We start from the raw sequence: 21,837 nt of genomic DNA, 5'->3' as shown, positions 1-21,837 counted from the left end.
GCTGACCGCCCCGGGAACGTGAAGCTTCGGGCCACGTTCCGGGGCGGCACCCGAGCAGCCCGCTCGGCTGCTCGGGTCCGGCCGGGGACCGTCCTCCCCGGCCGGAGTTCCAGGGGGTGTTACGCCTGCGCGGCGATCCGCGCCAGGCGCTGCGCCTCGTCCCGCGTGGAGCGGGCGATGGCGTCCTCGTCGACATGCAGGAGGCGGCTGTCCTCCACGACCGGCTTGCCGTTGACGAGGGAGAGGGTGACCGGGGCGGCCGCGCCGAAGACGAGCGCGGTGACCGGGTCGGCGATGGACGAGTGGGCCAGGGTGTCCAGCTTCCACAGGACCAGGTCGGCGAGCTTGCCGGCCTCCAGCGACCCGATCTGGGTCGCGCGGCCGAGCACCTGCGCGCCGCCGTACGTGCCCAGGCGCAGGGCCTGACGGGCGTTCAGGGCGGCCTCGCGGTGGGCGCCGAGGCGGTTGATGAGCAGGGCGTTGCGGAGCTCGGTGTGCAGCTCGCCCGACTCGTTCGACGCGGTGCCGTCGACGCCCAGGCCGACCGGGACACCGGCGGCGAGCATGTCGGGGACGCGGGCGATGCCGGCCGCGAGGCGGGCGTTGGAGGACGGGCAGTGGGCCACGCCCGTCTTCGTCCGGCCGAACGCGGCGATGTCGGAGTCGTTCATGTGGACGCTGTGCGCCATCCACACGTCCTCGCCGAGCCAGCCCGTCGACTCGAAGTAGTCGGTCGGGCCCATGCCGAACAGCTCGTGGCAGAACTTCTCCTCCTCGACCGTCTCGCTGCCGTGGGTGTGCAGCCGTACGCCCAGGCTGCGCGCCAACTCGGCGCCCTGCTTGAGGAGTTCGGTGGAGACGGAGAACGGTGAACAGGGGGCGACGGCCACCTGCGTCATCGCGTCGAAGGAGGAGTCGTGGTGCTTCTTCACCGTCTCCTCGGTCGCGGCGAGCGCGCCTTCGAGGGTCTCGACGGCGAAGTCCGGCGGCAGGCCGCCGTCCTTCTCGCTGCGGTCCATGGAGCCGCGGGCCAGGGTGAAGCGCACGCCCATCTCGGAGGCGGCGCGGATGATCGACCCGGAGAGGTCGCCCGACCCTTGCGGGAACACGTAGTGGTGGTCCATGGCGGTGGTGACGCCGCCGCGGGCCATCATCGCGAGGGAGCCCTGCGCCGCCGCGTACGTCATCTGCTCGTCGATGCGCGCCCAGGTCGGGTACAGCGCCACCAGCCAGTTGAACAGGTTGTGGTCCGTGGCCAGGCCCCGGGTGATCCACTGGTAGAAGTGGTGGTGCGTGTTGACCAGGCCGGGCGTGGCGAGGTGGCCGGTGCCGTCGATGCGGCGCACGACGTTCTCCAGGCCCTCGGGCGCCTTGCCCGCGCCGATGGACTCGATCTTGTTGCCCGCGACGACGATGTACCCGGAGGCGTACTCGGTGTCGTTCGCGTCGACCGTCGCGATGGCGACGTTCTCGATGACGATGCGGTCTGCCGTAGAAGGTGCCATGGTGCTTCCTTCATTTCGTGAGTGGCGATTGGGCACGGCAGGACCCTAGGAGGATTTGAGTGCCGCGGCGGCGTTGGCGCTGCCGCGGGTGCCGAGATGGTGGAAGAAGAGGTTCAGCGAGACGGCGACGAGCGCGCCGGCGCTGATGCCGGAGCCGAGCACGGTCTGCGCCCAGGCGGGGAAGTCGGCGTAGAAGGTGGGCGCGGCCAGCGGGATGATGCCCGCGCCGAGCGAGACGGCCACCAGGATGATGTTGGAGCTGTCGTCGAGGCCCGCTTCGGAGAGGGTGCGGATGCCGCTGACGGCGATGGAGCCGAACAGGACGATGCCCGCGCCGCCCAGGACCGGCATGGGGACCAGGGAGACGACCGCGCCGAGCATCGGGAAGATGCCGAGGACGAGGAGGGCGCCGCCCGCGACGGCGACGACGTAGCGGCTGCGCACCTTGGTCAGGGAGACGACGCCGACGTTCTGCGCGAAGGCCGAGGTCGGGAAGCCGCCGAAGACCGGCCCGATGAAGGTGGCGATGCCGTCGGTGCGCAGGCCGCGCGTGATGGTCTTCCCGGTGCAGTCGCGTTCGCAGATCTCGCCGATGGCGAGCATGCCGGCCGACGACTCGGTCATCAGGACGAGCATGACGAGGCAGAGCGAGATGATGGCGGCGGGCTGGAACTCCGGTGTGCCGAAGGCGAACGGCGTCGGGAGCGCGGCCACGGGCGCGGACTTGATGGAGCTGAAGTCCGCCATGCCGAACGGGATCGCAGCGAGTGTGCCGATCAACAGGCCGAAGAGCAGCGCGACTTGCTTGACGAAGCCCTTGCCGAAGCGCTGGATCAGCAGGATCACGACGAGGGTGAACGCGGCGAGCGCGAGATAGCGCATGTCGCCGTAGTCGGCGGCGGTCTTGTCGCCGCCCTGGGCCCAGCCGACGGGCACGGGCATCAGGGTCACGCCGATCAGGGTGATGACGACGCCGGTGACCAGCGGCGGGAAGAAGCGCAGGAGCCGGCCGAAGAACGGGCCGATGGCGAGGCAGAAGACGCCCGCGACCATCACCGCCCCGTAGATGGCGGGGAGTTGGTCGCCTCTGGCGTTGGTCTCGGCGATCGCGAGCATCGGTGCGATACCGGCCGAGGAGGCGGCGTTGACGAAGGGCAGCCGGTTGCCGACGAAGCCCTTGACGCCGAGGGTCTGGAGCAGGGTGGCCACGCCCGCGATGAGCAGGGACGCGGCGATCAACCGGGTCTGGCCCGCGGTGTCCAGGCGGACGGCCTGGCCGATGATGAGCGGAGGGGTGACGACGCCCGCGTACATGGCGGCGATGTGCTGGAGTGCGGCGGGGACGAGCCGCGAGACGTGGAGCTTTTCGTCCACCGGGTGCACCGCTTCGGTGCTCTCCGATGGGCCGGTCGAATCAGAACACGGGCCCTCAGCTTTTGCCGGCCCCTTTGCTGGCACTGCCATTGCTTATGTTCCCTCCGGTGCGGCGCACCCCCGCCGACTGCGGGTGGACGGGGGTGCGCGACCGCGTCAACTACGCACGAGGCGTCAGAGGTTGGTCATGTCGACCGGGATGCGCTGCTCGGCGCCGTCCCGCAGGATCGTGGCCTCGATCAGGCCGTAGGGGCGGTCGGCGGCCCAGTACACGGCACCGTCCTTCGCCTCGTTGTCCAGGCCGAAGGGCGACAGGTCCTGTCGGAAGTGGTGCTTGTTCGGGGCGGAGAAGCGGATCTCGTCGATCTCGCTGCGGTTGTTGATGACGCGCGAACCCATCTGGAAGAGGGTCTGCTGCAGCGAGAGCGAGTACGTCTCGACGAAGGCCTGGAGGATGTGCTTCTTGGCCTGCTCGTACGACTTGTTCCAGTGGGGCGTGCGCTGGTCGTTCTCGCCCGTCCAGCTGTGCCGCCACCACGTCGACAGGGACGTGGCGAGGATGCGGTCGTAGTCCTCCTGGAGCGTCGTGTACTTGTCCTTGATGTAGCCCCAGAACTCGGAGTTCGTGGTGTTCATCACGGTCAGGTCCTTGAGCCCGGACAGGACTTCGAACTTCTCGCCGTCGTACGTGACCTGCACCAGGCGCGTCTCCTGGCCCTTGCGGACGAAGGAGTGCTGGACCTCGTCGGCGCCGATGAAGTTGGAGCCCGCGTCGGAGCCGGCGATGCGCTCCCAGGAGTACTCCTCGATGCGGATGCGCGCCCGGTGGATGGACGGCTGGCTGTCGACGAAGTGCCGGGCGAGAGCGATGCCGTACTGCTCGGCGGACTCGATGCCGACTTCCTTGGCGAAGGCGAAGCAGGTGTTCTTGGTGGTGTCGGTCGGCAGGCAGTTGGCGTTCGACCCGGTCAGGTGGACGTCGTCGAGGTCACCGCTGAGCGCGACCGAGACGTTCAGGTCCTTGATGTGGTGGGTGTCGCCGTCCCGCGTGATCTTGACAACGCGGTTCTCCGCCTTGCCGTACTGGTTCGATCCCAGAATCGTAGGCATGTCTGCTAGCTCCCTCGGTAAACGGAGTAGCCGAACGGGTTGAGCAGCAGCGGCACGTGGTAGTGCTCGCCCGGCTTGACGGCGAACGTGATCGCCACCTCCGGGAAGAACGTGTCGCTGTCCCGATTCGCGGGGGCGTCCTGCTGCGCATCGGCTTGCTTCTTGTCGAAATACGCCTCCGTCTCGAAGTCGAGACGGACGTGGGTGGTTCCCTCCGGCAGGGCCGGGAGGTCCTTGCAGCGCCCGTCCGCATCGGTCGCCGAACCGCCGAGCGCCACCCACGCGGCGCCCGAACCGGCGCGCGCCGCAAGGGAGATGACGACGCCCTCGGCGGGGCGTCCGATGCTGGTGTCCAGGATGTGCGTGGACACCGACGCTGTGGTCTCGGTGCTCATCAGGCGTTGTCCCCTTCTTCTACGAGGCGGGTGAGGCGGATGCGGTTGATCTTGCCCAGTTCGGTGCGGACGATCTCCCGCTCCTGTTCGGGCGTGTTGCCGATCCGCGTCCTGAGCGCGGCGAGCATCTGCTCCGCGCTCGCGCCGGTGGCGCAGATGAGGAAGACATGTCCGAACCGGTCCTGGTAGGCCAGGTTCTGTTCGAGCATCTCCGCCTTGAGCTCCTCGGAGGCCCCCGCCATGCCGCGCTGCTCGCGCGACGAGGTCGGGTCGCCGGGCTTCGGGCGGCCGATCGGCGGGTGCCCCGCCATCGCCTCGGCGAGGTCCTCGGCGGTGAGCTCGGCCATCGCGGCGTCGCTGGCCCCGAAGAGGGACTCGGTGGTGGCGAAGGGGCGCTGGGCGAGGAGCTTGCTCCCCCACGCCGATGAAGCACACACCTCGTGGAGCTCGGCCTGGGCCGTGCTCTCGTCCGAGGTGTTGAACCGGGTGAGACCCGGTGTCGTACCTGAAGTCACGGGGTGCCTCCGTGGCCTTGTGCTGGACGGGCTGCGGATAGCTAACGCCCTCGGAAACACCGCGTCAACACTTTGTTGAAAACTTGGAGTTACAAAAACCGCCGTCCGGTATCCGGACGGCGGTTCGGTGACCACGGAGTCACCGCAGGTCAGGTGGCCTTCTCGCGGTTGAGGTAGTTGTACACGGTGAATCGGGAAACCCCGAGCGCCCCGGCCACGGTTTCCACCCCGTGCCGCACGGAGAACGCGCCGCGCGCCTCCAGCACGCGGACGACCTCCTGCTTCTCCTTGCGGTCGAGCTCGGCGAGGGGTTTGCCCTCCTTGCGCTCCATGGCGGCCAGAATGTGATCGAGCGAGTCGGCCAGCTGGGGCAACCGCACGGCTATCACCTCGGCGCCCTCCCAGCTCAGCACGACGTCGTCCTTGGCCGCCTCGCTCGGCGGCAGCATCTCGGCCCCCATGGCGTCGACGAGCGGCTTGACCGCCCGGACGAAGGGCTCGTCCCCCAGACCGGTCACTTATCCCCCTCCCCCGACTCACCGTCGATCACGTTCACCTGGAGCGAGACCCGGGTGGCCCCCGCCTCCAGTGCCTGCCGCAGCAGCGCGTCGACCGCGGTGAGCACGCGGCCGGCCTCCCCTTCGGCGGTGTTGCCGAACGGGCCGACGTCGACCGCGTCCAGGTCGGCCCCCTGGACGACGTCCCGGGCGACGACCGCATGGGGCGGCGCCTCGTCGAGGTCGAAGGGTTCGGTCGTGAACTCCACTCTCAATCGCACGGGGCCAACCTAATCCCGATCGGCGTTTTTCCGGCAGCCCCTCTTGACAGCTCCCCCGGATCGCAGGCAACCTTCCATCAAGCAGAAACGAACTTCCGCAATACGGAACTAGACAGCAACGCGGAGCTAGACCATGCGGAACACGAACCAGAAGGGAGCGCCGACCCCGATGGGATTCGCAGACCAGCGCTTCAACGTCAACCTGTCGATCCTCTTCACGGAACTCCCGCTCCTGGAGCGTCCCGCGGCCGCCGCCGCGGCCGGCTTCACCGCGGTCGAGCTGTGGTGGCCCTGGGTCGACGCCCCTGTCCCCGAGCAGTCCGAGCTCGACGCCCTGCGTGACGCGATCAAGGACGCCGGCGTCCAGCTGACCGGGCTGAACTTCTACGCCGGCCGGCTGCCGGGACCGGACCGGGGCGCCCTGTCGGTCCCCGGCGAGGAGAGCGAGAAGTTCCGCGCCAACCTCGACATCGCGGCCGACTTCGCGCAGTCCCTCGGCTGCACGGCACTGAACGCGCTGTACGGCAACCGCGTGGAGGGCGTGGACCCGGCCGTCCAGGACGAACTCGCCCTGGAGAACCTGGTGCTGGCGGCCCGCGCGGCCGACCGCGTCGGCGCCGTGCTCCTGATCGAGGCGCTGAACAAGCCGGAGTCGCCCGCCTGCCCGATCGTGAGCGCCCCCAAGGCGATCGAGATCGTGGACAAGGTGAACGCGGCGACCGGCCTCGGCAACGCCAAGTTCCTCATGGACCTGTACCACCTGTCCATGAACGGCGAGGACCTGCCGGGCGTCATCAGCGCCTACGCCGACAAGACCGCGCACGTGCAGATCGCCGACAACCCGGGCCGCGGTGCGCCGGGCACCGGCTCGCTGCCGCTCGAAGAGCTCCTCGACCAGCTCAAGAAGGCCGGTTACGAGGGCTACGTGGGCCTGGAGTACAAGCCGGGCGACGCCCCGAGCGCCGAGTCCTTCGGCTGGCTGCCGCACGAGGCCCGCGCCGCGCGTCACTGAACCGCGCGCCACCCCATCGACGTACCAGAGCTTTTGGAGTCACCCTCATGAGCAACAACCTCCCCAAGGTCGCGTGGATCGGTCTCGGCATCATGGGTTCGCCCATGGCGGAGAACCTGATCAAGGCCGGTTACGACGTCACGGGCTTCACCCTGGAGCAGGACAAGCTGGACCGCCTGGCCGCCGCCGGCGGCACGGCCGTGAAGTCGATCGCCGACGCCGTCCGGGACGCCGACGTGATCGTCACCATGGTCCCGGCCTCCCCGCAGGTCGAGGCGATCTCCTACGGCCCCGAGGGCATCCTGGAGAACGCGAAGTCGGGCGCCCTGATCGTCGACATGTCGTCGATCACCCCGCAGACCTCGGTCGACCTGGCCGCGGCCGGCAAGGAGAAGGGCATCCGCGTCCTGGACGCCCCCGTCTCCGGCGGCGAGGCCGGCGCCATCGAGGCCGTGCTGTCCATCATGGTCGGCGGTGAGCAGGCCGACTTCGACGAGGCCAAGCCGCTCCTGGAGGCCCTCGGCAAGACCATCGTGCTGTGCGGTCCGCACGGCTCGGGCCAGACCGTGAAGGCCGCCAACCAGCTGATCGTCGCCGTGAACATCCAGGCGTGCGCCGAGGCCGTGGTCTTCCTGGAGAAGTCCGGCGTGGACCTGAAGGCCGCGCTCGACGTCCTCAACGGCGGGCTCGCCGGCTCCACCGTGCTGACCCGCAAGAAGGACAACTTCCTGAACCGGGACTTCAAGCCGGGCTTCCGCATCGACCTGCACCACAAGGACATGGGCATCGTCACCGACGCCGCCCGCAACGTCGGCGCGGCCCTGCCCGTCGGCGGCGTGGTCGCCCAGCTGGTCGCCTCGCTGCGCGCCCAGGGCGACGGCGGCCTGGACCACTCCGCGCTGCTGCGCTCGGTCGAGCGCCTCTCCGGCAACCAGGTGGCCTGACCCTCGAGACTTCCGGGCCGCGGCGGCGCTGACACCTGTCCTGTCGCGCCCAGGCGTCGCCGCGGCCCGGAACCCATGCTTTCCTTTCAACAAAAAGTTGAAAGAAGTACGCCCATAACTTCAACAAACTGTTGACGCAGCAGTTCAGGGGTCCTTACGCTCCCCCACACAGTCAGCAGCCACTGCACGGAAGGTCGCCTCGAATAATGCCGAAGCGTGTGCTCACGACCGAGTCCGGCGCCCCTGTCGCCGACAACCAGAACTCCGCCACCGCAGGCGTGGGCGGCCCGATCCTGCTCCAGGACCAGCACCTCCTGGAGAAGCTCGCCCGCTTCAACCGCGAGCGCATCCCGGAGCGCGTGGTGCACGCCCGTGGCTCCGGCGCGTACGGCTACTTCGAGGTGACCGACGACGTCACCGACTACACGTACGCCGACTTCCTCTCCACGATCGGCAAGCGCACCGAGCTCTTCCTGCGCTTCTCGACCGTGGCCGACAACCTCGGTGGCGCGGACGCCGTCCGTGACCCGCGCGGCTTCGCGGTGAAGTTCTACACCGAAGAGGGCAACTACGACCTCGTCGGCAACAACACCCCGGTGTTCTTCATCAAGGACCCGCTGAAGTTCCCCGACTTCATCCACTCCCAGAAGCGCGACCCGTTCACGGGCAAGCAGGAGCCGGAGAACGTCTGGGACTTCTGGGCGCACGCCCCCGAGGCCACGCACCAGATCACCTGGCTGATGGGCGACCGCGGCATCCCCGCGTCGTACCGCCACATGAACGGCTACGGCTCGCACACCTACCAGTGGACGAACGAGCAGGGCGAAGCCTTCTTCGTGAAGTACCACTTCAAGACGAACCAGGGCATCCGCTGCCTCTCGGCCGAGCAGGGCGCCGAGCTCGCGGGCAAGGACGCCAACTCGCACCAGACGGACCTGCTGCAGGCCATCGAGCGCGGTGTGAACCCGTCCTGGACGCTGTACGTGCAGATCATGCCGGCGGCCGAGGTGGCGGACTACCGCTTCAACCCGTTCGACCTCACCAAGGTGTGGCCGCACAAGGACTACCCGCTGCAGCGCGTGGGCCGCCTGGTCCTCGACCGCAACCCGGACAACGTCTTCGCCGAGGTCGAGCAGGCCGCGTTCTCGCCGAACAACTTCGTGCCGGGCATCGGCCCGTCGCCGGACAAGATGCTCCAGGGCCGGCTGTTCGCCTACGCGGACGCGCACCGCTACCGCCTGGGCGTCAACCACACCCAGCTCGCGGTGAACGCGCCGAAGGCGACCAAGGCCGACAACTACGGCCGCGACGGCGTCATGGCCGCCAACGCCTACGCCCGCAGCCGCAAGAACTACGAGCCGAACTCCTTCGACGGCCCCGTCGAGACCGGCCGCGCGCTCGCCGCGCCGCTCGCCGTCTCCGGTTACACGGGGACGCACGAGGCCCCGGCCCACACCAAGGACGACGACTTCTTCCAGGCGGGCGAGCTGTACCGCCTGATGTCGGAGGACGAGAAGGGGCGTCTGGTGGCGAACATCGCCGGCGGTCTCTCCCAGGTCTCGCGCGACGACATCGTGGAGAAGAACCTCGCCCACTTCCACGCCGCCGACGCCGACTACGGCAAGCGCGTGGAGGAGGCGGTCCGCGCCCTGCGCGAGGACTAGCCCTTCGAGATAACCCCCATACTGCGTACGGGGTTTGACGGGAGGTCAGCTCCGTACGCACAAGCCCGCACCACTGGCACGACCCGGATGAGGGGTGGTCTGCCGGTGGGCGCGGGAGGACGAGGACCGCGGCGGCCCGTGCTCGTGCGAGCCAGTGCGGTGGTGAAGGTTCCCCGGCCCCCCTTTCGACCTGAGGAAGGGCGGTCCGAGGAGCTGTCGCAGAGCACGACAGCCGCCGCGGTCCCAGCCAACTCCCTGACGGGACAACGGAATCCGTCCGGCGGCGCGCATGCATGTATCGCCAGTCGCGTGCCGTCGGACGGCAGCAACCTCCCGAACCAGCCCCGGGTACGACGGTCCGTACCCGGGGCTTTCGGCATGCCCCGGGGCGCACCTGCACAGAGGCGTCCCTGATCGGTAACAGTCCTGTGCGCGGGCGGGATTCGGCGAGCCCGCCGGGCAGAATCCCGCTGGCCGGCGAGACCGGGGCCATCCACTGACCGTACGGGGGACCACCATGCATGCTGCCCGCAAGACCTGGAGAACCTGCCTGCTGGAAGCCGTGGCCGTCGTCGCGCTCCTGTCCACCGCGGCCTGCGGCCCGGACGACACGCGCGACGGGGCGAACGGCAGCGCCACCTCCGCGGCACCGTCGCCCACGGCCTCCTCCGCCGCTCCGTCGGCCTCCGCCGCGCCGTCCGCGTCCGCCGCCCCCACGGGCTCCTCCGCGCCGGGCACGAGCCCGGCCGGCACGCCCGCCTCCGCGAGCCCCGCCTGCTCCGACCCGGACCTGTCGATCAGCACGTCGTACTGGCGGATGGACTCGGGCCAGAACATGCTGATCACGGCCACCAACGTCACCGGCAGGACCTGCACGCTCTACCACTACCCGTACGTGTACTTCCGCGACTCCGACGTGCCGGTCCCCTCGCTCGGCAGCGAGCCGCGGGCGCTCGCGACGCTCGCACCGCACCAGAAGGCGTACGCGGGGGTGCACCTCTTCCGGGCGGGCGAGCGGACCGGCAACGCCGTGGAGCAGTTCGGCATCGGCTACCAGGACCGCGCGCCGGGCAGCAACCGCGATGTGGCCGCGCTCGACGTCCGGGCGCCCTCGGGCGGCGCCAACGTCGGGCCGCACCCCCATGTCACGTACTGGAACCTCGAGCGGCAGGAGATCGAGCGGATTCTGATGCGGTAGGCGGCCGGGGCCGACGGCACAAGAAGAAAAGGGGGCGGGCCACCGGTTCGATGAACCGGTGGCCCGCCCCCTTCTTTCGCGTGGGTCGGGTCAGACCTTCAGCGGACGGATCGACGTGGGCGCGTGGCCCGGCTCCGTCGCGATCTCCTCGAACTCCTTGACCGCGCTGATGTCGGCGGTGGGGCTCATCGAGATGTTCGTGATGCGCTCCAGGATCGCCTCGACGACGACGGGGACCTGGTGGTCCTGGGCGAGCTTCTTGGCCCGCTCCAGGGCCTCGCCCAGCTCGTTCGGGTCGGTGACCCGGATCGCCTTGCAGCCCAGGCCCTCGGCGACCTTGACGTGGTCGACGCCGTAGACGCCGAGCTCGGGGCTGTTCTGGTTCTCGAACTCCAGGTTGACCTGGAAGTTGATGTCGAGGCCGATCTGGGCCTGGCGGATCAGGCCCAGGTAGGCGTTGTTCACCAGGACGTGCACGTACGGGATGCGGTGCTGCGCGCCGACCGCCAGCTCCTCGATCATGAACTGGAAGTCGTAGTCGCCGGAGAGGGCGACGACCTGGGTGTCCGGGTCGGCCTTGGCGACGCCGAGCGCGGCCGGGATGGTCCAGCCGAGCGGGCCGGCCTGGCCGCAGTTGATCCAGTGGCGCGGCTTGTAGACGTGCAGCATCTGGGCGCCGGCGATCTGCGAGAGGCCGATCGTCGTGACGTACCGGGTGTCCTTGCCGAACGCCTTGTTCATCTCCTCGTAGACGCGCTGCGGCTTCATGGGGATGTCGTCGAAGTGCGTACGGCGCAGGAGGGTCTCCTTGCGCTCCAGGTGCGAGGCGACCCAGGCGCCGCGGTCGGGCAGCTTGCCCTCGGCCTTCAGCTCCTTGGCGACCTCGACGAAGAGTTCGAGGGCGACCTTGGCGTCGGAGGTGATCCCGTAGTCCGGCGCGAAGATCTTGCCGATCTGGGTCGGCTCGATGTCGACGTGCACGAACTTCCGCTCGCCGCGGTAGACGTCGAGCTTGTAGCCGGTGTGGCGGTTGGCCCAGCGGTTGCCGATGCCGAGGACGAAGTCCGACTCCAGGAACGTGGCGTTGCCGTAGCGGTGGCCGGTCTGCTGTCCGACCATGCCCGCGTTCAGGTCGTGGTCGTCCGGGATGGTGCCCCAGCCCATGAGGGTCGGCACGACGGGCGTGTTCGTGATCTCGGCGAACTCGACCAGCAGGTCGCTCGCGTCGGCGTTGATGATGCCGCCGCCCGCGACGATCAGCGGCCGCTCGGACTCCAGGAGGAGGCCGATCGCCTTCTCGATCTGGGCGCGGGTCGCGGCCGGCTTGTAGACCGGCAGCGGCTCGTACGTCTCCGGGTCGAACTCGATCTCGGTCTGCTGGACGTCGATCGGCAGGTCGATGAGGACCGGCCCGGGACGGCCCGAGCGCATCAGGTGGAACGCCTGCTGGAAGACGCCGGGGACCTGCGCGGCCTCCAGGACCGTGACCGCCATCTTCGCGACCGGCTTGGCGATCGAGGAGATGTCGACGGCCTGGAAGTCCTCCTTGTGGATCAGGTGCGTGGGCGCCTGGCCCGTGATGCACAGGATCGGGATGGAGTCACCGATGGCGGAGTACAGGCCGGTGATCATGTCGGTGCCGGCCGGGCCGGACGTACCGATGCACACCCCGATGTTGCCCGGGTTGGCACGGGTGTAGCCCTCGGCCATGTGCGAGGCGCCCTCGACGTGGCGGGCGAGCGTGTGGTCGATGCCGCCGCTCGCCTTGAGCTCCTTGTAGAAGGGGTTGATGGCGGCACCGGGCACGCCGAACGCGTTGCTGACGCCTTCGCGCTTGAGGATCTCAACGGCCGCGCGGGCGGCGGTCATTCGAGCCATGAGGTGCTCCCGACTTCTGCTGTGACTGAGTACGTCTGTGTCCGGCTGTCGGATTCGCGCTCCCGTCGCGCCCCGCGGCGAGCTCTGAATTCCGTACTTCCATAATGCGGAAAGTATGTTCTGCTATATGGAAGCAATGTAGAGGGGGGTCTCGGAGGCCGTCAAGGTGGATGATGAGACTCACGTCGATCCGGCATCGCGGGGCCCAGGGGGGTGTGGCATGGCAGAGCCAGTGCGCGTTCGGTGTCCGGCCTGTCGGCGGGAGCACCTCTACGCGCCCGCGGTGCTGCCCTGCGCATGCGGTGCCCCTGTCGCCCCGCCGCTGCTGCGGGGCGCCGAGCCCGAGCCGGTCAGAGCCCGCACCTGGGCCGACGACTGGGTCACGCTGCGCTGCCCCATGTGCGGGCGCCACGACCGCTGGCCCCGGCCGGAACTGGGCTGCGACTGCGGCACCCTGCTGCGCGTCCCGGTCCAGAGCGACCAGGCCCCCGCTCCGTCCCACATACCGCTGCCGCGGACGGCGCCCGCGCCGCGGCCCGCGTTCCAGCCCGTCCCCATCCGCACCGCGCGCGACGCGGTGACCGCGGCCGCGCTGTATCTGGGCTGGCTCGGCTACCGCGACGTACGGCGTGCCGACCAGCGTCCGTCGTCCGGGATCGGCCTCGCCGCGCGCGGAGTCGTCGCCCAGGTCGAGCCGTCGGTACGGCCCGCGACGGTGCGCGACGTGGAGTGCCTGTGGCTCCAGTCGATGACGGAGTCGGCGGCCTGCGTGCTCTTCTCGCTCGCCGGGTACACGGACGGGGCCCCCGCCCGGGCGGACGAACTGGGCGTCCCGCTGTTCGTCCTCGATCTCGCCGGGGTGCCGCAGCCGGTGAACAGCCCCGCGGACGAACTGATCGCGAGCGGGGCCTGAGCGGAGCCCTCCGCGATACTGGCCCGATGATCATTCGCAACGCCACCGCGGCCGAACTGCCCCGCCTCCAGGAGATCGAGGTCGCCGCGGGCGCCGTCTTCCGCACGCTGGGCATGGACGCCGTCGCCGATGACGAGCCGCCCGCCGTCGAGGAGCTGGAGCGCTACCGGCGCGCGGGACACGCCTGGGTCGCCGTGGCGGAGGACGGGACGGTGGCCGCGTATCTCGTCGGCGAGGTGGTCGACGGCGCCTTCCACATCGAGCAGGTCACCGTGCATCCGGACGCCGCCCGCCGGGGAATGGGCCGGGCCCTGATCGCGTACGCCGCCGACTGCGCGCGCGACCAGGGCCGGGCCGGTCTCACCCTGACCAGCTTCGCCGACGTGCCGTGGAACGCCCCCTACTACGAGCGTCTCGGCTTCCGCCGGCTTCCCGAGGCCGCCCTCACCCCCGGGCTGCGCGACATCCGCGCGGCGGAGGCTGAGCACGGCCTGGACCGGTGGCCCAGGGTCTGTATGCGTCGTGAGCTGTAGCGGCCGCTCCCTCTCACGTCCTACAACTCGCCGTACCCTTGGCGGAGTTCCACCTTCCGGACTTTTCCACTGACCGTCATCGGGAAAGAGTCGAGGATCCGCAGACGGCTCGGCACCTTGTAGCGCGCGAGCCGCTCGTCGCAGTAGGCGCGCAGCTCGTCGAGGGTGAGGCCGGCGGCCGGATCGCGCAGGATCACGCAGGCCAGGACCTCTTCCCCGTACTTCTCGTGCGGCACGCCCACCACCTGCACGTCGGCGATCTTCGGGTGCCCGTAGAGGAACTCCTCGATCTCGCGCGGGTAGATGTTCTCGCCGCCTCGGATGATCATGTCCTTGATGCGGCCGACGATCTGCGCGTAGCCGTCCTCGCGCAGCACCGCGAGGTCCCCGGTGTGCATCCACCGCCCGGCGTCGACGGCCTCGGCGGTCTTCTCCGGCTCGCCCCAGTAGCCCAGCATCACGCTGTAGCCGCGGGTGCACAGCTCGCCGGGCTCGCCGCGGGGCAGGGTCACCCCGGTGACCGGGTCGATCACCTTGACCTCGATGTGCGGCAGGACCCGGCCGACGGTGCCGGTGCGGCGTTCCAGGTCGTCGTCGCGGCGGGTCTGCAGCGAGACGGGCGAGGTCTCGGTCATGCCGTAGCAGATGGACACCTCGGCCATGTGCATCTCGGCGACGACCCGCTTCATCACCTCGGCGGGACACGGGGAGCCGGCCATGATGCCGGTGCGCAGCGACGACAGGTCGTACGAGGCGAAGTCCGGCAGGTTCAGCTCGGCGATGAACATCGTCGGCACGCCGTACAGGGACGTGCACCGCTCCTGCTGGACGGCGCGCAGGGTCGTCGCCGGCTCGAAGGAGGGGGCGGGGATGACGATGCAGGCGCCGTGCGTGGTGGCCCCCAGGTTTCCCATGACCATGCCGAAGCAGTGGTAGAAGGGCACGGGCAGGCACACGCGGTCCTGTTCGCTGTAGCCGACGGTCTCGCCCACCCAGTAGCCGTTGTTGAGGATGTTGTGGTGGGAGAGCGTGGCGCCCTTCGGGAAGCCGGTGGTGCCGGAGGTGTACTGGATGTTGACCGGGTCGTCGCACGACAACTCGGCTTCCAGGGCCGCGAGTCGGTCGTCCGTGACGGCCGACGCGGCCGCGACGAGGGCGTCCCAGCTCTCCTCGCCGATGAAGACGCGCTCGCGCAGCTGCGGGCAGTCCGGGGCGACTTCCCCGACCAGCGCCCGGTAGTCGGTGCCCTTGTGCCCGGTCGACGAGATCAGCACGGAGATGCCCGACTGCTTCAGCACGTACGCCAGCTCGTGGGCGCGGTAGGCCGGGTTGATGTTGACCATGATGGCGCCGATGCGGGCCGTCGCGTACTGGACGAGGACCCACTCGGGGCAGTTCACCGCCCAGATGCCGACGCGGTCCCCCTTGGCGACGCCGCGCGCGAGCAGTCCGCGCGCCAACTCCGCCACCGCCGCGCCGAATTGGGCGTACGTCCAGCGTCGTCCGCTCGGCACGTCGACGAGGGCCTCCCGGTCCGGCCAGGCCTCGACGGCCCGCTGGAGGTTGCCGCCGATGGTGTCGCCGAGGAGCGGGGTGGCGCTGGTGCCGTGGGCGTACGAGAGCTCGGTGGTCACCGGAAGTCCTCCTCGCGGTACTCGGCGGTGGAACCCTGCGCGGTGCGCTCGCGCAGCTCGATGCGGCGGATCTTGCCGGAGACCGTCTTGGGCAGCTCGGCGAACTCGATGCGGCGCAGCCGCTTGTACGGGGCGAGGACGGCCCGGGAGTGCTCGAAGAGCAACTTGGCGGTGTCCGGGCCGGGTTCGAACCCTTCGGCGAGCACGACGTACGCCTTGGGGACGGCGAGCCGGAGCGTGTCGGGCGCGGGCACGACCGCCGCCTCGGCGACCGCCTCGTGCTCCAGGAGCGCGCTCTCCAGCTCGAAGGGACTGATCTTGTAGTCGCTGGCCTTGAAGACGTCGTCGGACCGGCCCACGTACGTCAGGTAGCCGTCGGCGTCCCGGGATCCGATGTCGCCGGTGCGGTAGTAGCCGCCCGCCATCGCCTCGGCCGTGCGCTCCGGGTCTCCGTGGTAGCCGACCATCAGACCGACGGGGTGGGCGGCGAGGTCGAGGCTGATCTCTCCCTCGTCCGCGCCGGGTTCACCGGTGACCGGGTCGAGCAGCTCCACCTTGAAGCCGGGGCTGGGGCGGCCCATGGAGCCCGGCTTGAGCAGCTGGCCGGGGCTGTTGGAGACCTGCACGGCCGTCTCGGTCTGCCCGAAGCCGTCCCGGATGGTGATGCCCCAGGAGCGCTTGACCTGCTCGATGACCTCGGGGTTGAGCGGCTCTCCGGCGGCGACCACTTCCCGTGGCGGCGTGGCCAGTTGGGTGAGGTCGGCCTGGATGAGCATGCGCCACACGGTGGGCGGCGCGCAGAACGACGTGACGCCCGCTCGGTCCATCGCGGCCATCAGCTTGCCCGCGTCGAAGCGCGTGTAGTTGTAGAGGAAGACGGTCGCCTCGGCGTTCCACGGCGCGAAGAAGTTCGACCAGGCGTGCTTGGCCCAGCCGGGCGAGGAGATGTTCAGGTGGACGTCGCCGGGGCGCAGGCCGATCCAGAACATCGTCGCCAAGTGGCCGACAGGGTAGGAGACATGGGTGTGCTCGACGAGCTTGGGGCGGGCCGTCGTGCCGGACGTGAAGTACAGCAGCAGCGGGTCGTCGGCGAGCGTGACCCCGTCGGGCTCGAAGGCGGCGGCCGCGCCGAAGGCGTCGTCGAAGTCCAGCCAGCCGGGGACGGGGTCCGCGCCCGCCGGCTTGACGGCGATCCGAGTGTAGTCGCCGGACACGCCGTCGAACTTGGCCGTGTCCTCCGTGCGCACGATGACGTGGGCGGCGCGGCCCCGCTCGATCCGGTCCCGCAGGTCCTCCGGGCCCAGCAGCGGCGTCGCCGGGATGACGACCGCGCGCAGTTTCATCGCGGCGAGCATGGTCATCCACAGTTCCTGCTGGTTGCCGAGCATCAGCAGCACCCGGTCGCCCGCCCGTACGCCCCGGGCGCGCAGCCAGTTGGCGACCTGGTCCGAGCGCAGCGACATCTCGGCGAACGAGAGGGTGATCTCGCGGCCGTCCTCCTCGACGATGTGCAGCGCGGTCCGCTCGTTGCCCTCGGCGATGACGTCGAACCAGTCGAGGGCCCAGTTGAACCGGTCGGGCCGGGGCCAGGCGAAGCCCTCGTACGCCGTCTCGTAGTCCTGGGCGTGCTGCAGCAGGAAGTCACGGGCCGTGCGGAACTGCTGCGTGGGGCCGTTCGGCGTCGTCATGTGCGCTCCTGGAATCCTTCTTGTCCCGCACCCGCGTCATTGCGGACCGTGTCTGCCATCGTGTAGTCCGTGACGCAGGTCTCACCACCCCCGAACGGGGGTGAACGGAGCACGGCGAGGAGATCGAGGGTGACCGCAGAAGCCGCAGAGGCGGTCGAGATGCGCGCCGCGCTGGTGCGGCTGCGCCGGGGCACGGGCCTGCCCGTGGCGTTCGGCGGGCTCACCCCGAGCGCGGGCCAGGTACGGATCGCCGAGCTGAGCGGCGCGTCGACGAACGCGCTGCGCGGCCTCGCGGTGGCGGCGGGCAACGGGCTGGGCGGCAAGGCCCTCACCCTGGCCAGGGCCTGCGCGGTCACCGACTACCAGGACTCGCGGCACATCAGCCACGAGTACGACGCCGCCGTGGCGGCCGAGGGGCTGCGCTCGGTCCTCGCGGTTCCCGTGGTCGTACGCCGCCGGGTGCGCGGGGTGCTGTACGGGGCGCTGCGTTCGGCCCAGCCGCTGGGCGACCGGGCGTTGAACGCTGCGGTGATGGCGGCCCGTGACGTGGAGCAGGCGCTGGTGGTGCGGGACGAGGCCCGGACGTTGCTGGCGGCGGCGAGCGCGCCGGTGGCCGAGGGCGCCGGGGCGTGGGAGGAGGTCCGGGAGGCGCACGGGGCGCTGCGGGCACTGGCTCCGCGGATCGTCGACCCGGCGCTGCGCGCCGAGCTCCTGGCGGTGTGCGGCCGGCTGGCGTCGGCGACGGCGCCGCCGGCCCGGGAGGCCGCGGTGGTGCTCGCGCCGCGCGAGGTGGACGTCCTGGCGTGCGTGGCGGCGGGCGCGACGAACGCGGTGGCGGCCGAGCGGCTCGGCCTGCGCCCGGAGACGGTCAAGGGCTATCTGCGGTCCGCCATGCGGAAGCTGGGGGCGCACACGCGGGGCGAGGCCGTGGTGGCGGCGCGACGGGCGGGGCTGCTGCCGTAGCCGTTCCGGTGGCCCGGGCGAGGCCTTCAGGACCCGATGGTCGGTGGGATGGTCTTCAATGGCTTCTGGTCCTGAATGACGTCTGTCTTGAATGACGTCTGGTCTTGAATGGCTTCTGGTCTTCAATGGCGTGGGGGTGAGGTCCATGGTGTCGACGGAACGGTTCCTGGCGTTCGCGGCGATGTCGCTGCTGGTGATCGTGATTCCGGGCCCGAGCGTGCTGTTCGTGATCGGCCGGGCGCTCGCGCACGGGCGGCGCACGGCGGTGGCGACGGCGCTCGGCAATGTCGTCGGCTCGTACCTGCTGGTGGTGGCGGTGGCGCTCGGCCTCGGCTCTCTGGTGGAGCGCTCGGCCGGGCTGTTCCTCGCGGTGAAGCTGGCGGGCGCCGCGTATCTCGTCTTTCTGGGCATCCAGGCGTTCCGGCACCGGCACGCGATGAAGGCGGCCGACATACGTGGTCCGGCCGGACCGGCGCGCGGCGATCTGCGGACCGTGCTCGACGGCGTGCTGGTGGGCGTCACGAATCCGAAGGGCATCGTGTTCTTCGCGGCGGTGCTGCCGCAGTTCGTGAACCACGACGCGGGCCGGCTGCCCGCGCAGATGCTGCTGCTGGGGCTGGTGCCGATCTCCATCGGCCTGGTCACGGACACGCTGTGGGGGCTGACGGCGTCCGCGGCGCGCTCCTGGTTCGCGCGCTCGGACCGGCGCCTGTCGCTGATCGGCGGGACGGGCGGCTTCGCGCTGATCGGTCTGGGCGTGACGGTCGCGGCGACGGGCCGGGCGGACTGACGGCCGTGGGCCGCGGCGGGGCCGCGGCGACCTGATCCGCCGGGCCGGCCCTACCGCCGTACGGTGCCGAAGTCCACGGTGACCGCGCCGGGTGCCTCCAGGACAGCGGCGGTGCGCTCCGCCTCGGCGACGAGTTCGTCGCGCTGGGCACGGGTGAGGTCGCGGAAGGGCTCCAGGGTGAGGGAGCTGCCTTCGGCACTCCCCTGCCCGCCCTCCTTGAGGGCCCACAGCCCGGCGAGCGTGCCGTCGACGAGGAACGTGGAGTAGGCCCGGTTCCCCTGCCAAGTGCGGGCCCGGTCGGCGTCCCGGACGACCCGGGTGCGGTCGGCGTGCGAGAGCAGCAGGTTGTCGTACTCGGCGAGGAGCCGCGGCGGTGCCGGGGTGTCCTCGTCGGGGCGGGGCGCGTCGGGCAGGTCGAACAGCTCGACGCCGTGCTCGTCGCGGAACGTCACGAGCCGGGGCCGCAGCCGCTCGAAGGCCTCCTTGGTGCGGGTCAGCCCCGCCCACTGCTGGAAGTCCCGCACGGAGGCGGGTCCGAAGGCGCCGAGGTAGCGCAGCACGGTCGCGTCGGGTGTGGGTGTCTCCTCGGGCTTCCGGTCCAGCCAGTGCTCGGCGGTGGTCAGCCGGACCCCGCCGCTGCGCCGCCACAGCCCGCGCGGGGTGACCTGGACGAGCGGCAGCGAGCAGCGGGCGGCGACCGAGAGGGACTGCGGGTCGGCGTCGGGCCACTCCTTCAGGAGCAGCTCCCGCAGCTCCTTCGGGGTGCGGGGCTCCTGCTCGACGTACTCCCGGGTCAGCGCGCACAGCCGCGTCAGGTCCACCCCGGCGAGCCCCTTGCGGAACATGTGCAGCTCCCGGTCCCGCGCGGGCTGCACGAGGGGACGCAGCGTCATGCAGTCCTCGGCGGTGTGCAGATGGATCGTGGACCGCATCGTGACGAGGCGGGCCGCGCGCCGCTCGGCCAGGGCCTCGGACAGCGCCCCGGGCGTGAATCCGTCGAGCCGGGCGGCGAGCGTCACGTACGGCGGCCGGACCTCCTGCGCCTGGAGCCCGACGAGGTGCGCGACGGCCTCCTCGACACCCAACGAGGCCCGGCTCAACAGAAGTTGGCGCTGCAGGGTGGCCCGGCCCAGGGCGCGTACGGTCATCGGCTGCGTCGTCATACGAGGACGGTAGCGGGCATCCAGGACAGATGCTGTCCTCGATTGGCTCCCGGGGCACGCCACCTTCGCTGGTTACGCTGCCTGGAAGCCGACGGTGGAAGGAGGCGGCGATGCCGCGACGGCAGGAGCGACCGGGCAGGAACCAGCGCGGCGGTGCGCGCCGCTACACCTGGCGCCGGGGCACGCCCCCGGACCCGGCGGCCGAGCCGCCCGCGGCGCCGCCGGCCGACACGTCACGGCCGCAGGAGTCGATGGACAGCGTCGTGCACACGGCGTTGTACCGGGACGGGCTGCGCGTGGCGAACCCCGAGACCCTCACGGACACGTACCGGCAGCTGCACGCGCATCCTCGGACCATGGCCTGGATCGGTCTGGCCCGTCCGACCGAGGCCGAACTGAAGTCGCTGGCGACCGAGTTCGACCTGCACCAGCTCGCGGTCGAGGACGCCCTGGAGGCGCATCAGCGCCCGAAGCTGGAGCGCTACGGCGAGACCCTCTTCGTCGTGCTGCGCGCCGCCCGCTACCTCGACGCGTCCGAGGAGGTCGACTTCGGGGAGCTGCACGTCTTCGTCGGCGCGGACTTCGTCATCACGGTCCGGCACGGCGCGGCCCCCGACCTGTCGGCCGTGCGCCGCCGCATGGAAGCGAGCCCCGAGCTCCTCAAGCTGGGCCCGGAGGCGATCCTCTACGCGATCCTGGACGCGGTCGTCGACGGCTACGTCCCGGTCGTCGACGGCGTCCAGAACGACATCGACGAGATCGAGACGGAGGTCTTCTCCGGCGCCCCCGAGGTCTCCCGCCGTATCTATGAACTCTCCCGCGAAGTTGTCGAGTTCCAGCGCGCGACCCGCCCTCTGATCGGCATGCTGCACGCCCTGATGGCGGGCTTCGCGAAGTACGGCACGGACGAGGAACTCCAGCGCTACCTGCGCGACGTCGCCGACCACGTCACCCACACCAGCGAACGCGTCGACGGCTTCCGCCAGGCACTCGCCGACATCCTCACGGTGAACGCGACGCTGGTGACCCAGCAGCAGAACGCGGAGATGCGGGCGCTGGCGGAGGCGGGCTTCGAGCAGAACGAGGAGATCAAGAAGATTTCGGCTTGGGCCGCAATTCTCTTTGCACCCACACTCGTGGGAACCATCTACGGCATGAACTTCGAGCGGATGCCCGAGTTGAGCTGGAGCCTCGGATACCCCTTCGCGATCGGCTTGATGGGGGTTGTCTGTACCGGTTTGTACGTTATTTTCAAGCGGCGGGACTGGCTCTAGAGAGGGACCGACCCACTCGCGCCGCGCACATGGTTTACTTCTGCGGCTCCTTCACAAACCACCGATTTGGGGCGCTGGGGAGCCCCTGGGGAGAAGTGATGCGGGTGATCTCCTCGCCCTGCCAGAACTATGCCTCTGACCTGGCCTTTTGACTGCTTCTCGATACTGGGGAGAATCCGGGGGGAATCGAATGTCACTCCGAGTCGTCCGACCGGCGCAGCACACCCGCCCGGCCTCCCTGTTCGCCGAGGTCGGCCGAGCGACTGCCCACACCGAACTCGGTGTGATTCACACCCGGCAGCAGAAGCGACCCGGAGATCACCTATGGGACACCGCGGCCGGGCCATCAGACTCCCCGGAGCATCCCCGATTGCAGGGCAAAAGCCGCCGCACCCCAGAGGGCTCCCTTTTCCTCGCGTGCGGGCGCACCCAGGAAGCCCGAAAGCCCCCTAAAAAGGGGTGAAACAACTGACGCACCATCGGAACGAGAGTCAAAACGCCTTGTA

The 21,837-nt window shown here is 70.1% G+C and carries 20 protein-coding genes; 9 read left to right on the top strand and 11 right to left on the bottom strand.

Annotated elements, in window-relative coordinates:
- Positions 1-119 precede the first annotated feature (119 nt).
- The 7 genes from ACVHNB_RS11420 to ACVHNB_RS11390 all read right to left on the bottom strand — a co-directional run bounded on the left by ACVHNB_RS11420 (position 120) and on the right by ACVHNB_RS11390 (position 5,677).
- Positions 120-1,505 (bottom strand): 8-oxoguanine deaminase, encoded by a 1,386-nt coding sequence (locus ACVHNB_RS11420; RefSeq protein ID WP_428951491.1) that lies wholly within the window; start codon positions 1,503-1,505, stop codon positions 120-122.
- 45 nt (positions 1,506-1,550) lie between these two features.
- Positions 1,551-2,969 (bottom strand): nucleobase:cation symporter-2 family protein, encoded by a 1,419-nt coding sequence (locus tag ACVHNB_RS11415; RefSeq protein WP_428951492.1) that lies wholly within the window; start codon positions 2,967-2,969, stop codon positions 1,551-1,553.
- A gap of 84 nt (positions 2,970-3,053) precedes the next feature.
- Positions 3,054-3,989 carry a factor-independent urate hydroxylase gene (pucL, locus tag ACVHNB_RS11410; RefSeq protein ID WP_456227966.1) on the bottom strand — a complete coding sequence of 312 codons (936 nt, stop codon included), beginning with the start codon at positions 3,987-3,989 and terminating at the stop codon, positions 3,054-3,056.
- A gap of 5 nt (positions 3,990-3,994) precedes the next feature.
- Entirely contained in the window at positions 3,995-4,384 is a 390-nt protein-coding gene (gene uraH / locus ACVHNB_RS11405) for a hydroxyisourate hydrolase (RefSeq protein WP_428951494.1), read from the bottom strand.
- The gene (gene uraD, locus ACVHNB_RS11400; protein WP_428951495.1) at positions 4,384-4,899 is read right to left on the bottom strand and encodes a 2-oxo-4-hydroxy-4-carboxy-5-ureidoimidazoline decarboxylase; all 516 of its coding nucleotides are present in this window, start codon (positions 4,897-4,899) and stop codon (positions 4,384-4,386) included. Before uraD ends, uraH begins: the two co-directional genes overlap by 1 nt.
- A gap of 149 nt (positions 4,900-5,048) precedes the next feature.
- Entirely contained in the window at positions 5,049-5,417 is a 369-nt protein-coding gene (locus ACVHNB_RS11395; RefSeq protein WP_428951496.1) for a helix-turn-helix domain-containing protein, read from the bottom strand.
- The gene (locus tag ACVHNB_RS11390; RefSeq protein ID WP_428951497.1) at positions 5,414-5,677 is read right to left on the bottom strand and encodes a hypothetical protein; all 264 of its coding nucleotides are present in this window, start codon (positions 5,675-5,677) and stop codon (positions 5,414-5,416) included. Before ACVHNB_RS11390 ends, ACVHNB_RS11395 begins: the two co-directional genes overlap by 4 nt.
- A 169-nt stretch (positions 5,678-5,846) precedes the next feature.
- Between ACVHNB_RS11390 and ACVHNB_RS11385 the strand changes: the two genes are divergently transcribed.
- The 4 genes from ACVHNB_RS11385 to ACVHNB_RS11370 all read left to right on the top strand — a co-directional run bounded on the left by ACVHNB_RS11385 (position 5,847) and on the right by ACVHNB_RS11370 (position 10,495).
- Entirely contained in the window at positions 5,847-6,689 is an 843-nt protein-coding gene (locus ACVHNB_RS11385; protein WP_456227965.1) for a TIM barrel protein, read from the top strand.
- Positions 6,690-6,736: 47 nt separating this feature from the next.
- The gene (locus tag ACVHNB_RS11380) at positions 6,737-7,633 is read left to right on the top strand and encodes a 2-hydroxy-3-oxopropionate reductase (RefSeq protein WP_428951499.1); all 897 of its coding nucleotides are present in this window, start codon (positions 6,737-6,739) and stop codon (positions 7,631-7,633) included.
- 206 nt (positions 7,634-7,839) lie between these two features.
- Positions 7,840-9,297: a catalase gene (locus ACVHNB_RS11375; protein ID WP_428951500.1), complete on the top strand. Its 1,458-nt coding sequence runs from the start codon at positions 7,840-7,842 to the stop codon at positions 9,295-9,297.
- Positions 9,298-9,814: 517 nt separating this feature from the next.
- Positions 9,815-10,495, top strand: coding sequence for a DUF4232 domain-containing protein (locus tag ACVHNB_RS11370; RefSeq protein WP_456227964.1), 681 nt, complete (start codon positions 9,815-9,817; stop codon positions 10,493-10,495).
- Positions 10,496-10,585: 90 nt separating this feature from the next.
- Here ACVHNB_RS11370 and gcl read toward each other — a convergent pair whose 3' ends face one another.
- Positions 10,586-12,364, bottom strand: a complete 1,779-nt coding sequence (gcl, locus tag ACVHNB_RS11365) for a glyoxylate carboligase (protein WP_428957494.1) — start codon at positions 12,362-12,364, stop codon at positions 10,586-10,588.
- Positions 12,365-12,593: 229 nt separating this feature from the next.
- On the opposite strand from gcl, the gene ACVHNB_RS11360 reads away from it, so the two are divergent.
- Entirely contained in the window at positions 12,594-13,286 is a 693-nt protein-coding gene (locus ACVHNB_RS11360; RefSeq protein ID WP_456227963.1) for a hypothetical protein, read from the top strand.
- Positions 13,287-13,312: 26 nt separating this feature from the next.
- Positions 13,313-13,819: a GNAT family N-acetyltransferase gene (locus ACVHNB_RS11355; RefSeq protein WP_428951503.1), complete on the top strand. Its 507-nt coding sequence runs from the start codon at positions 13,313-13,315 to the stop codon at positions 13,817-13,819.
- A 20-nt stretch (positions 13,820-13,839) separates the two neighbouring features.
- Here ACVHNB_RS11355 and ACVHNB_RS11350 read toward each other — a convergent pair whose 3' ends face one another.
- Positions 13,840-15,453, bottom strand: a complete 1,614-nt coding sequence (locus ACVHNB_RS11350) for an AMP-binding protein (protein ID WP_456227962.1) — start codon at positions 15,451-15,453, stop codon at positions 13,840-13,842.
- Positions 15,450-17,141: an AMP-binding protein gene (locus ACVHNB_RS11345; RefSeq protein WP_456227961.1), complete on the bottom strand. Its 1,692-nt coding sequence runs from the start codon at positions 17,139-17,141 to the stop codon at positions 15,450-15,452. Before ACVHNB_RS11345 ends, ACVHNB_RS11350 begins: the two co-directional genes overlap by 4 nt.
- A 129-nt stretch (positions 17,142-17,270) precedes the next feature.
- Between ACVHNB_RS11345 and ACVHNB_RS11340 the strand changes: the two genes are divergently transcribed.
- Both ACVHNB_RS11340 and ACVHNB_RS11335 read left to right on the top strand, forming a co-directional pair.
- Complete coding sequence (locus ACVHNB_RS11340) at positions 17,271-18,104, top strand: response regulator transcription factor (RefSeq protein WP_428951506.1); 834 nt, start codon at positions 17,271-17,273, stop codon at positions 18,102-18,104.
- Between the two features lie 145 nt (positions 18,105-18,249).
- Positions 18,250-18,894, top strand: coding sequence for a LysE family translocator (locus ACVHNB_RS11335; protein ID WP_456227960.1), 645 nt, complete (start codon positions 18,250-18,252; stop codon positions 18,892-18,894).
- Positions 18,895-18,944: 50 nt separating this feature from the next.
- On the opposite strand, the gene ACVHNB_RS11330 is transcribed toward ACVHNB_RS11335, so the two are convergent.
- Entirely contained in the window at positions 18,945-20,057 is a 1,113-nt protein-coding gene (locus tag ACVHNB_RS11330) for a winged helix DNA-binding domain-containing protein (protein ID WP_456227959.1), read from the bottom strand.
- A 110-nt stretch (positions 20,058-20,167) separates the two neighbouring features.
- On the opposite strand from ACVHNB_RS11330, the gene ACVHNB_RS11325 reads away from it, so the two are divergent.
- Positions 20,168-21,331 carry a magnesium and cobalt transport protein CorA gene (locus ACVHNB_RS11325; RefSeq protein ID WP_456227958.1) on the top strand — a complete coding sequence of 388 codons (1,164 nt, stop codon included), beginning with the start codon at positions 20,168-20,170 and terminating at the stop codon, positions 21,329-21,331.
- Positions 21,332-21,837 lie beyond the last annotated feature (506 nt).

It is taken from the genome of Streptomyces sp. YJ-C3 (assembly GCF_053891275.1).
Note: the sequence above shows the minus strand (reverse complement) of the source record. Positions and strands in the feature narration are given on the sequence as shown.

Bases quoted from the DNA above. Each gene is read 5' to 3' on its own strand.
- uraH (WP_428951494.1), bottom strand. From the start codon at position 4,384: ATGAGCACCGAGACCACAGCGTCGGTGTCCACGCACATCCTGGACACC.
- pucL (WP_456227966.1), bottom strand. From the start codon at position 3,989: ATGCCTACGATTCTGGGATCGAACCAGTACGGCAAGGCGGAGAACCGC.
- ACVHNB_RS11385 (WP_456227965.1), top strand. From the start codon at position 5,847: ATGGGATTCGCAGACCAGCGCTTCAACGTCAACCTGTCGATCCTCTTC.
- ACVHNB_RS11360 (WP_456227963.1), top strand. From the start codon at position 12,594: ATGGCAGAGCCAGTGCGCGTTCGGTGTCCGGCCTGTCGGCGGGAGCAC.
- ACVHNB_RS11375 (WP_428951500.1), top strand. From the start codon at position 7,840: ATGCCGAAGCGTGTGCTCACGACCGAGTCCGGCGCCCCTGTCGCCGAC.
- ACVHNB_RS11330 (WP_456227959.1), bottom strand. From the start codon at position 20,057: ATGACGACGCAGCCGATGACCGTACGCGCCCTGGGCCGGGCCACCCTG.
- ACVHNB_RS11335 (WP_456227960.1), top strand. From the start codon at position 18,250: ATGGTGTCGACGGAACGGTTCCTGGCGTTCGCGGCGATGTCGCTGCTG.
- ACVHNB_RS11345 (WP_456227961.1), bottom strand. From the start codon at position 17,141: ATGACGACGCCGAACGGCCCCACGCAGCAGTTCCGCACGGCCCGTGAC.
- ACVHNB_RS11355 (WP_428951503.1), top strand. From the start codon at position 13,313: ATGATCATTCGCAACGCCACCGCGGCCGAACTGCCCCGCCTCCAGGAG.
- ACVHNB_RS11325 (WP_456227958.1), top strand. From the start codon at position 20,168: ATGCCGCGACGGCAGGAGCGACCGGGCAGGAACCAGCGCGGCGGTGCG.
- ACVHNB_RS11420 (WP_428951491.1), bottom strand. From the start codon at position 1,505: ATGGCACCTTCTACGGCAGACCGCATCGTCATCGAGAACGTCGCCATC.
- ACVHNB_RS11370 (WP_456227964.1), top strand. From the start codon at position 9,815: ATGCATGCTGCCCGCAAGACCTGGAGAACCTGCCTGCTGGAAGCCGTG.
- ACVHNB_RS11415 (WP_428951492.1), bottom strand. From the start codon at position 2,969: ATGGCAGTGCCAGCAAAGGGGCCGGCAAAAGCTGAGGGCCCGTGTTCT.
- ACVHNB_RS11380 (WP_428951499.1), top strand. From the start codon at position 6,737: ATGAGCAACAACCTCCCCAAGGTCGCGTGGATCGGTCTCGGCATCATG.
- gcl (WP_428957494.1), bottom strand. From the start codon at position 12,364: ATGACCGCCGCCCGCGCGGCCGTTGAGATCCTCAAGCGCGAAGGCGTC.